The 9,025-nt window shown below is 62.6% G+C and carries 9 protein-coding genes and 1 pseudogene; 4 read left to right on the forward strand and 6 right to left on the reverse strand.

Annotation, left to right across the window (positions count from 1 at the left end; translation table 11 throughout):
- The first annotated feature begins 616 nt into the window (after positions 1-616).
- A complete protein-coding gene (locus EAV90_RS38430) occupies positions 617-2,470 on the forward strand; it encodes an alkaline phosphatase family protein (RefSeq protein ID WP_129146407.1) in 1,854 nt (617 codons plus the stop codon).
- A 56-nt stretch (positions 2,471-2,526) separates the two neighbouring features.
- Here the strand turns inward: EAV90_RS38430 and EAV90_RS38435 are convergent, their stop codons facing one another.
- Positions 2,527-3,099: a hypothetical protein gene (locus EAV90_RS38435; protein WP_122402758.1), complete on the reverse strand. Its 573-nt coding sequence runs from the start codon at positions 3,097-3,099 to the stop codon at positions 2,527-2,529.
- 393 nt (positions 3,100-3,492) lie between these two features.
- Between EAV90_RS38435 and EAV90_RS38440 the strand changes: the two genes are divergently transcribed.
- Entirely contained in the window at positions 3,493-4,152 is a 660-nt protein-coding gene (locus tag EAV90_RS38440; RefSeq protein ID WP_122402757.1) for a peroxiredoxin, read from the forward strand.
- Positions 4,153-4,536: 384 nt separating this feature from the next.
- Here the strand turns inward: EAV90_RS38440 and EAV90_RS38450 are convergent, their stop codons facing one another.
- The 3 genes from EAV90_RS38450 to EAV90_RS38460 all read right to left on the reverse strand — a co-directional run bounded on the left by EAV90_RS38450 (position 4,537) and on the right by EAV90_RS38460 (position 6,791).
- Entirely contained in the window at positions 4,537-5,283 is a 747-nt protein-coding gene (locus EAV90_RS38450) for a hypothetical protein (protein ID WP_162500234.1), read from the reverse strand.
- A 91-nt stretch (positions 5,284-5,374) separates the two neighbouring features.
- The gene (locus tag EAV90_RS38455; RefSeq protein WP_122402755.1) at positions 5,375-6,247 is read right to left on the reverse strand and encodes a DMT family transporter; all 873 of its coding nucleotides are present in this window, start codon (positions 6,245-6,247) and stop codon (positions 5,375-5,377) included.
- 97 nt (positions 6,248-6,344) lie between these two features.
- Positions 6,345-6,791 (reverse strand): hypothetical protein, encoded by a 447-nt coding sequence (locus EAV90_RS38460; RefSeq protein ID WP_122402754.1) that lies wholly within the window; start codon positions 6,789-6,791, stop codon positions 6,345-6,347.
- A 305-nt stretch (positions 6,792-7,096) separates the two neighbouring features.
- Between EAV90_RS38460 and EAV90_RS38465 the strand changes: the two genes are divergently transcribed.
- The gene (locus EAV90_RS38465; RefSeq protein ID WP_122402753.1) at positions 7,097-7,360 is read left to right on the forward strand and encodes a hypothetical protein; all 264 of its coding nucleotides are present in this window, start codon (positions 7,097-7,099) and stop codon (positions 7,358-7,360) included.
- 29 nt (positions 7,361-7,389) lie between these two features.
- On the opposite strand, the pseudogene EAV90_RS38470 reads toward EAV90_RS38465, so the two are convergent.
- Together EAV90_RS38470 and EAV90_RS38475 are read right to left on the reverse strand one after the other, a co-directional pair.
- Positions 7,390-7,850, reverse strand: a pseudogene (locus EAV90_RS38470) (host attachment protein).
- A gap of 40 nt (positions 7,851-7,890) precedes the next feature.
- Positions 7,891-8,109 carry a DUF3775 domain-containing protein gene (locus tag EAV90_RS38475; RefSeq protein WP_376707320.1) on the reverse strand — a complete coding sequence of 73 codons (219 nt, stop codon included), beginning with the start codon at positions 8,107-8,109 and terminating at the stop codon, positions 7,891-7,893.
- A gap of 227 nt (positions 8,110-8,336) precedes the next feature.
- Between EAV90_RS38475 and EAV90_RS38480 the strand changes: the two genes are divergently transcribed.
- Positions 8,337-8,612 carry a hypothetical protein gene (locus EAV90_RS38480; RefSeq protein ID WP_122406606.1) on the forward strand — a complete coding sequence of 92 codons (276 nt, stop codon included), beginning with the start codon at positions 8,337-8,339 and terminating at the stop codon, positions 8,610-8,612.
- Positions 8,613-9,025 lie beyond the last annotated feature (413 nt).

Here is a 9,025-nt window from a genome sequence, read left to right on the forward strand (position 1 = left end):
AGCGCATGCAAAGCCAACAGACCGGTGAGCGGACGGGGTCAAGGCCGTCAGCCGCCGCAGGCGGGGGCGCGCCAGCGCCAGCCTTGAGGCCGGCCGATCGCCGGGCTACTTCGCCACAGTTGCTCTTTCAATTGAGGGTGAGGCGACGAAGCAAAGCTCGGGCGAGATGAGCCGCGAGGATGCGAAGGCGTGTCTACAATTCAGATGCCGGCCGCAGAGCGACGCCGGCGCCACTTGCTCCGTCATTGCGCGGAGCGAAGCAATGCAGAGTCTTTTCGCGGATGCATTTCTGGATTGCTCCGCTCGCAATGACGATGTTGAGGCAGCCGTTCGCGAAGATTCAGGCCTCGTGCCCCGGACGCAGCGCAGCGCCCCTCTAGCGCTGCACTGCAGAGCCGGAGCCCATGCTGCAGCAAATGCCGCGGCCTGCTGGGTCCCGGCTCTGCGCCGCGACGCTTGCGCGCTGCAGCGCGTCTGGGACACCAGATCAACGTCATCCCCTCCCAGCCCTATTGCATCCCCAACAGGGCTTGTAACAAAACCGTCATGCAGCGAAACTAAACGAAGCTGGGAGCCGCGATCGCGGCCGAGCCGCCTCATCGCAGGGAGAGATTTGATGCGCCGTTCACTGGTGTTGCTGTCCGCCGGGCTGACGGTCCTGTCCACCGGACTTGCCTCGGCCCAGAACAACACGCCCCGCAATTTGATCCTGTTCATTCCGGACGGCCTGCGCGCGCTGAAGGTGACGCCGGAGACGGCCCCTGCAATGGCCGAGGTCCGCGACAAGGGCGTCAACTTCAAGAACCCGCACTCCCTCTTCCCGACCTTCACCATGGCCAACGGCTCGGCAATGTCGACCGGCCACTATCTCGGCGACACCGGCGTGTTCTCCAACACGATCTGGACCGGCTACACCTCGGCGCCGGCCGGCGACACCGTGGTCCCGTTCATCGAGAACGATGCCGTGCTCGGTGACATCGACGAGCATTTTAGGGGCGACTACCTCAACGAAGAGACCATCCTGAAGATGGCCCGCGACAAGGGCTTCAGCACCGCCGCGATCGGCAAGGTCGGCCCGACCTACCAGTTCGACCACACCGACAAGCCCGAGAAGGCGGGCCTGCATTCGGTCGTGTTCGACGATTCCACCGGCGGCAAGAATGGTGTGGCGCTGTCGGATGAGGTGAAGGACGCGCTGACCAAGGCCGGCCTGCCGCTCGCCACGCCGCCGCGCGGCGACAATTCCAAGGCGGGAGATGCCAAGACGCCGGGCACCACGGTCGCCAACGTCGCGCAGCAGGCTTATTTCGCCGACGTCGCCACCAAGGTGGTGCTGCCGATGTTCAAGGCGCGCAACAAGCCGTTCGTGCTGGTGTTCTGGTCGCGCGACCCGGACGGCACCCAGCACAACCAGGGCGACAGCCTCAACCAGATCATGCCCGGCATCAACGGCCCGAGCTCGATGGCGAGTATCAAGAACGCCGACAACAACCTCGCCACGATCCGCAAGGCGCTGGACGAGCTCGGGCTCGCCGCCAGCACCAACATCATGATCCAGGCCGACCACGGCTTCTCGACCATATCCAAGGAAAGCAAGACCAGCCCCTCGGCCAAGATCAGCTATGACGACACGCCGAAGGACTTTCTGCCGATGGGCTTTTTGGCGCTCGACCTCGCCAAGGCGCTCGACCTGCCCCTGTTCGATCCCAACGACAAGAACGCGAAGATCGAGGGCAACAAGCATCCCAAGGCCGGCAACGGCGTGCTCGGCAAGGATCCGGAGAAGCCCGATCTCGTCGTCGCCACCAATGGCGGCTCCGACCTGATCTACCTCCCCAACATGGACAAGAAGCTCGCCGCGAAGACCATCAAGGCGCTGCTCGAGCAGGACTACGTCTCCGGCCTGTTCGTCGAGGACTCGCTCGGCCGCTTCCCCGGGACGCTGCCGCTGTCGAGCATCAATCTGCGTGGCAAGGCGGCGACGCCGACGCCGTCGATCGTCGTCAACTTCCGCTCCTATGCCAGCGATTGCGGCGAGGCGCCGACCAACTGCTCGGTCCAGGTGGCCGACACCGTGCTGCGCCAGGGCCAGGGCATGCATGGCAGCTTCAGCCGGGGCGACACCATGAACTTCATGGCCGCGATCGGGCCGGACTTCAAAGCTGGCTATGTCGACGAGATTCCGGTCAGCAATGCCGACGTCGGCATGACGGCCGTCCAGCTCATGGGCCTGCGCGGCTCGCATAATGGTGGCCTGATCGGCCGCGTGATGTCGGAGGCCATGCCCAACGGCATCGTACCGAAGGCCTATGTTGGCACGCTGAAGTCCAAGCCCGCCGAGGGCGGCCTGATGACCGTGCTGAACTTCCAGCGCGTCGGCAGCCAGCGCTATTTCGATGCCGCCGGTTTTCCCGGGCGCACGCTGGGACTCGAGCCTGACGCCGTCAAACAAAAAACGGCGGGGAAATGACCCCGCCGTTCCCGCGCGTCATCGAGTGACGCACAAGATCTTACATGCCCAGTCTCTTACATCCCGATGTCGAACACGTTCGGCAATTGGCCCGCCAGAGGCAGCGCGGTGGCGCCCAGGAAGGTCGCCACCATCGCCATGAGGCGCCGGTTGCTCTGGCGCTTGCCGCGCATCTGGCGGGCAATCCACTCCAGCATCTCGCTGTTGACCTTGGAGGCATAGGACGGCGCCCAGCTCTCGATCTCGGTGTCGGCGGACAGCGCGACGCTGCGCGGCGGCACCTTCAGGCCCGAGGCGCTGGCGGCATAATGGGCAACGGCCTTGGCGAGCAGGTCGTCGAACCGGCCACCGTCAGTCCGTTCGGTCGCGGCCTCGTTGATCTCGAACAGAACTTCGGCCTCGGCGCGGCTGACGGGCTGGTCGTTGACGGCGGTCGCGGTCAGGATACGCATGCACCAGGCGGCGTCGTCGGCATCGAGCGAACGGGAGAAATGTACCCTTCCCTTGGTCGTTGGGCCTTCGCCCGTGATCACGCCGTCGCGCACAATGCTCAGCGCATGGGCCGCGGTGTCGCGGCAGGACGGTTCTAGAGACGACGACTCGGTAGGCTTAGGCGCAGCGGCAGACATAGTGCACTTCCAGACTTCTTCTGATCGGCCAGCATTTTCATACCGGCGTAAAGGGGTGGTTAACGATTCGATATGGGGATCGCGACTTCTCTAGATGGTTGCCAATTGGTCGCGGTCAGGACCAATTTGGTTCTAGGACGCGCCGGGCGGGCGTGATGGAAGTGATAAAAGGCATTATCGGGGCAATCGAGTCCCGTGCGGCTCCCGTGGAGATGTTTCGTCGCAGGCGCCGCTGTAACAGAAAGGTGCTAGGAAATCGGCTGTTCAAAGATGGAATTCACATTTTACTTGAGCCGGTTCACTTGGCGTTCACTTGGCCTCGCCAAGCCATTATACTGGGTACGACGGCCAGACATTAATTCACAAGCAAATTCAATATGATGAGGTAGAACCATGACACTTCCGATCGGCGCCACCGCCCCCGACTTCGAAGCCGAGACTACCGAAGGGAAGATCAAGTTCCATGACTGGATCGGCAACAGCTGGGCACTCTTGTTCTCGCACCCGAAGGACTTCACGCCGGTTTGTACGACTGAGCTTGGCGCTCTCGCCAAATTGAAGCCGGAGTTCGACAAGCGCGGCGTCAAGCTGATGGGCCTCTCGGTCGATCCGGTCGACCGTCATTCCAAATGGTCGGAGGACATCAAGGAGACCCAAGGCGCAGCGCCGAACTATCCGATGATCGGCGACACCGATTTCAACGTCTCCAAGCTCTACGGCATGCTGCCCGCCTCGACCTCGGGCGATCCCCTCACCCGCACGCCGGCCGACAACCAGACCGTCCGCAACGTCTTCGTCATCGGGCCGGACAAGAAGATCAAGCTGGTGCTGGTCTACCCGATGACCACCGGGCGGAACTTCCAGGAGATCCTGCGCGCCATCGACTCGCTGCAGCTCACCGCCAAGCATCGCGTCGCGACGCCGGCCGACTGGACCCAGGGCGAAGACGTCATCATTGCGGGCTCGGTCTCCAATGACGAGGCCAAGACGATCTACCCGCAGGGCTGGAAGGAGCCGAAGCCCTACATTCGCATCGTGCCGCAGCCGAAGTGACTTTTGGCGGTCGCGTATAACGGCCGCCAAAGTCATCCCGGGATGGTCCGAAGGACCAGACCTCAGGTGCGCAATCGCGCACCGGGGGATCTCGAGATTCCGGGTTCGGTCCTACGGACCGCCCCGGAATGACCGGGCTGAATTGCGCCGCGTACACGCGGTCGAGGAAGCTCTCCACCAAGGCCTTCAAATGCAGGCTCTCGGCCGGCCCCCCGTAATTCCTGCATATTCGTGCAATCGGCTCACGGCCGCATAAGCGGCCGTTCGCATTGCCGCAATACTTTCCCAAACGTAAACGAGGACCCCCTGAAGGCTTACCTGCGAAGCCGATCCGCCAGCCCTGGCAGGCGGTGCGGGCGCGCCCGGAGACGGCTCCGGAGACGCCTACCCTCGTCGCTTCGCTGCGCGCCGGCCCGGATGGTGCTTGCCCTTGGGATCGCGGAATTCACTGCGATGGCCGCGCCGGTCCTCGGCGTTGAAGCGCTTCCGCTTTTCCGGTGAGCCGAACTGCTTGATCACCCGTTTGCCGTTGACCTTCTTGATCACATAGCCGCCCTCGGTCATCGTGAAAGGCGCCTTGAGCGACCCCATATGATCGAACTTGGTGCCGCGGGGATGTTCGAAGGGCTCGAACCAGGACGGATAGACGAAGTTCGACATCGGAAAGCCGCTGACGATGAACGACTCCTCCTCCACGGCGTCGCAAACCTCGTAGGCATATTGGGTGTGCCGGGTCTTGTCGGCCCACAGATTGGCCATGGGGTCGAGCACCATCTCGAACAGCTCGTGCGATGCGGCGAGGCTGACCGGCTCGTCCTCGCCGAGCGTCTTCAGGAATATCTTCGATATCGGCTGTCCCTGATGCGTCAGCTCGTGCCGGCCGAGGAAGTTCTCGTGGGTGGCGTCGTCGAAATAGACCAGCTGCCAGTCCGTCGGCTTCGGCTTGCGGGTGACGTCGAGATCGACGGGATAGCCCCACACGGGGAGGAAATGCTCGTCGTAGCATTTCTGGAGCGCCGCCGTGAGCCTTCCCATCATTCGGTCGCTCATCATCTCCTCTGCGTAGTTGATACAGGCAATCCGGACCGGCTTCATAGACCTGCCGAGCAGTGCACGCCGTGCTTTCGTCATGGACATCACCGTGCTGAAAAGAAATGGGTTGAATGCTCCACTCTAGCACGCAATGGTCAACACACGTCAGGGGTGTGAGTGCTGGAAACTGCTATGAGCGTCGATTGACCACAAAGACCGCTGCGGCACAGAGCGCCATTCCGGCAATGGCAATCGCGTCGAGCTTTTCGCCGAACAGCAGATAGGCCATCAGCGCCGTCACGGCCGGCACCAGGTAGAACAGGCTCGCGACCGAGGTTGCGGCGGCATGGCGGATCAGCCAGTACAATAGCCCGATAGAGCCAATCGAGAGCGCCACGGCGAGCCAGGCGAGCGCCAGCACGAATTCCCGCGTCCAGTGCACCACGCGATCTTCGAACAGGAAGGCGCCGATTGCGAAGAAAATGGTGACGGATAGGTATTGCACGAGATTGCCAGCGCGCCAGTCGATGTGATTGCAGTAACGGCGCTGGTAGAGCGTGCCGAGCGTGATGCTGATCAGAGAGACCACCGAGGCGAGCCAACCGAGCCCGGCCTCGCCGGTCATCGGACGGTTGTGCAGGATCAGCACGACGCCGCCGAGTCCGAGCACGAGGCCAGCCCATTGCACCGGCGTCACCTTCTCGCCAAGCCACCGATTGGCGATGGTCGAAGTCAGGATCGGCTGCAGGCCCGGAATCAGGGCCGAAAGGCCGGCTGGAATCGAATGCGCGATCGCAATCGCGGTGCCGCCGAGATAGAAGCCGTGGACCAGGATGCCGGCGACCGCGCTGTGTGCAATGCCGGCGCGATCAGGCCATTTCGGCCGCGCGATGGCTGCGATGATCGCCATCAAGCCGACCACGATCGCCATGCGGATGGCGAGATAGGTCAACGGATCGGCGTTGTTGACGACGTATTTGGTGCCGATGAAGCCGGTACTCCAGAGCAGCACGAACAGGATCGGCGCGGCGCGGGCGGTCAGGGCTTCTTGATTATGATTCATTGCCGCCCTCATTGCCTCACCGGCGGCTATGCGGCAATGCGAATTTCGTCCTGATGATGCTGCGCTGCGACGGACGACAGCGGCCTAGCTCAGCCGTTCACCACTCTTCCGGACAGGGATTGACGATCCTCCAGAGTTCGACGCCGTTCTTGATCTTCTTCATGTCGGTGGTGAGCCCGCCATTGCGACGAATCCAGTCCTTCACCGTGTCGGGGTAGTAGGACATGAGATCGGAGGTGCCCTCGGCGCTGGTGACCTTGATGCCGAAGGTGAAGGCCTTGTCGTAATAGGCCTGATGGAAGCCGAGGCTGGCGCGCGGCGTCACGCAGATCTTGTTCATCGGCACGATGCCGAGCACGAGCGTGCAGGCCGAATTGCAGATGCCGTCGATGATGACGCGCTCGCCCTTCTCGCGCACGCGCTTGTACTTGGCCTTGTACTCCTCGACGTAGCCGCCATGGTCGCGGGTAATGTGCAGCTCGGCGCGTGCTGGCGCGGCAGCGGCGAGGCAGAGCAACAGCAGGCTCAGAAGCGTGATGCGCATGGCGAGGTGACGGCGATGGCCTTCAGGAATGGATCGGCTCGAAGGACCCCTCAATATGATCCCTGGCGCCGACGACAGGATTCTCAACCGAATAGTCTTTGGTCATACTTGTGTGGGGAATTCGTTAAGCATCCCGAAAAGGCCAAAAATGGGCAGCTTTCGACCGCATGTCCGGCAACTCTGTCACACCTGTCCGGAAATCTGCGGGACTGGTCATGATTTCGGGCCTTCGGAGCGGTGCCTGACTGCCCGAAATTGCTATATATAAATGACTGACTTATTCGAGCGGGTTCCGGAGAATCGAGATGAGCAAGTTGACGCTTGTAGCCGCGGTTGCGGCCCTGACGGCTGCAGTCCTGGCCCCTGGCCTCGCGGAGGCACGCGGACATCACCGGTACCACCGCTCCTACGCCAACCCGCTGCCCTACCCGATCAGCTATCTGCACAATTACGGACCCGGCATCACCCCCGGCACCTTCGCCTATTACGACGGTCCGTCGACCAACCACTGCTACCGCGGCGCGGCCGCCTATATCGGCCAGGACGGCCGGCGGCACCCCTGCTACTGAGGCGCCGCGCGTCCCTTCCGCGGGCGTCCCTATTTCGCGGCGCCAGACCGCAGCAATTGCTTCTCGATCTCGTAGACCGGCAGCTTGACGAGGTCCTTGCTGATCTCGCCCTGAAGCGCTTTGCGCACCAGATCCGAATAGTCGGCGCGGACATGCCGAGCGCGCGCGGTGAGGCGACCAAGGTCAGGGCCTTGGTCTCGCCGGAGCTGACCGCAGTATCGAGCCGGCCGGCCAATCCCCGCAAGAAGGCGCGCTCGGCCTCGTCGTGCCAATCGGTCTGCTCGACCGAGCTGCGCGACCCGCCGGTCGCCGGGTGCACCCGGCCTGGCGCATCGCTGCCTTGCGCGGCGGTCGAGGGGTTGGACTGCTCGTGCACTTCTCTGGTGTGGAGGTTCGGAAACATCTCGTCGCCGAGGTTTTCCAGAATGAGCGCCTTGCGCCCGTCGCACACGACCAGCCAGTCACCCTTTTCCATTCTCATCTTGTCCATCACAACTTCTCCTTGACGCTTGCAGACGCCGCATCCGGCCTCAGAGCTGTTCTCCGAATTCCTCGAAGGACTTGCCGAACTGCGTCATCGCCTCTTCCAAATAGTCGGCGGGCATTGGCGTGCCGATCGGGTAGGAGGCAGTGCGCTGGTTGTGCGCCTGCGCGGCCTGAGCGCGCAGTTCGCGCCAATCGGAGAGATCGCCGTCGCCGCGGCCGAGCCATGTCAGCGCATCCAGCTCACCTTGCTCGGCAGCAGGCACTACGCCGCCGCCAGGTCGGCAACACTTAGAGCCAAGGCAAACTTGCGAATTGCGCAAGATCAAGGTCTAAGAGACCGCCTGGCCCTGCAGCCTACGCCAGCTGGCGGGCTGGGATCAGGGCCGACCAGCTGGCTGAAGGTTTGTTCATCAGTATTACATTTCGGTTCCGCCACAATTTGAGCAGAACAGCTTCGATAGTCTGCATCGTGCAAGCGGAGGAAGACATCATGAATTTCAAGACTGGCCTCGTCGCCGCGTCCCTGTTCGGCGGCCTCGCGGCAACGTCGGCGGCATCCGCCATGCCCATCGCGCCTGCACCTGCCAGACCGCAGGCCTCCGGCGTCGAGCAGGTCCGCATGGTCTGCGACGCCTGGGGACAGTGCTGGTGGCGCCCGAACTACTATGGGTATTACGGGCCACGGCCATATTACGGCCCGCGGTATTATGGGCCGCGCTATTACGGTCCGCGCTATTATGGCCATTACGGCTATCGCCGCTGGTGACGTTTGAAGGGGCCCGCTGGGCCCCTTCGCTTTTGCGAGTCCTGCGGCCGCCACCGGCCTGGAGCCCTCAGATCTGATCTAGATCAAAGATGAGATCAGCCGACACTGTCGTTCCAAAATAACGAAGCGTGCGAGCGCGCGATCAAGCTCGTGCAGGGCATCGACGACTACGTCGCGACCTATCCGACGGCTCCGATCCATACGGCCGATCTCGCCCGCGAGTTTGACGTTTCAATCCGGACTGTCGGCGGCTACGTTTCGTTACCCATGTCTCCGGGCCGGACAATTGAGCGGCCCGAGACATAGGTGACAGAACGTACCGGGCACATGGGTTACACTTTCCGCTTTTGTTCTGCGGGAGGTGTGGATGCCGTGGAAAGCGAGTTCGGTAATGGAGGAGCGCCTTCGCTTTG

Source organism: Bradyrhizobium vignae (genome assembly GCF_004114425.1).
GTDB lineage: Bacteria > Pseudomonadota > Alphaproteobacteria > Rhizobiales > Xanthobacteraceae > Bradyrhizobium > Bradyrhizobium vignae.

What these genes read in the sequence shown, in the direction of transcription:
- EAV90_RS38455 (WP_122402755.1), bottom strand. Translation starts at nt 6,247, where the DNA reads ATGAATCATAATCAAGAAGCCCTGACCGCCCGCGCCGCGCCGATCCTG.
- EAV90_RS38460 (WP_122402754.1), bottom strand. Translation starts at nt 6,791, where the DNA reads ATGCGCATCACGCTTCTGAGCCTGCTGTTGCTCTGCCTCGCCGCTGCC.
- EAV90_RS38435 (WP_122402758.1), bottom strand. Translation starts at nt 3,099, where the DNA reads ATGTCTGCCGCTGCGCCTAAGCCTACCGAGTCGTCGTCTCTAGAACCG.
- EAV90_RS38440 (WP_122402757.1), top strand. Translation starts at nt 3,493, where the DNA reads ATGACACTTCCGATCGGCGCCACCGCCCCCGACTTCGAAGCCGAGACT.
- EAV90_RS38450 (WP_162500234.1), bottom strand. Translation starts at nt 5,283, where the DNA reads ATGACGAAAGCACGGCGTGCACTGCTCGGCAGGTCTATGAAGCCGGTC.
- EAV90_RS38430 (WP_129146407.1), top strand. Translation starts at nt 617, where the DNA reads ATGCGCCGTTCACTGGTGTTGCTGTCCGCCGGGCTGACGGTCCTGTCC.
- EAV90_RS38465 (WP_122402753.1), top strand. Translation starts at nt 7,097, where the DNA reads ATGAGCAAGTTGACGCTTGTAGCCGCGGTTGCGGCCCTGACGGCTGCA.
- EAV90_RS38480 (WP_122406606.1), top strand. Translation starts at nt 8,337, where the DNA reads ATGAATTTCAAGACTGGCCTCGTCGCCGCGTCCCTGTTCGGCGGCCTC.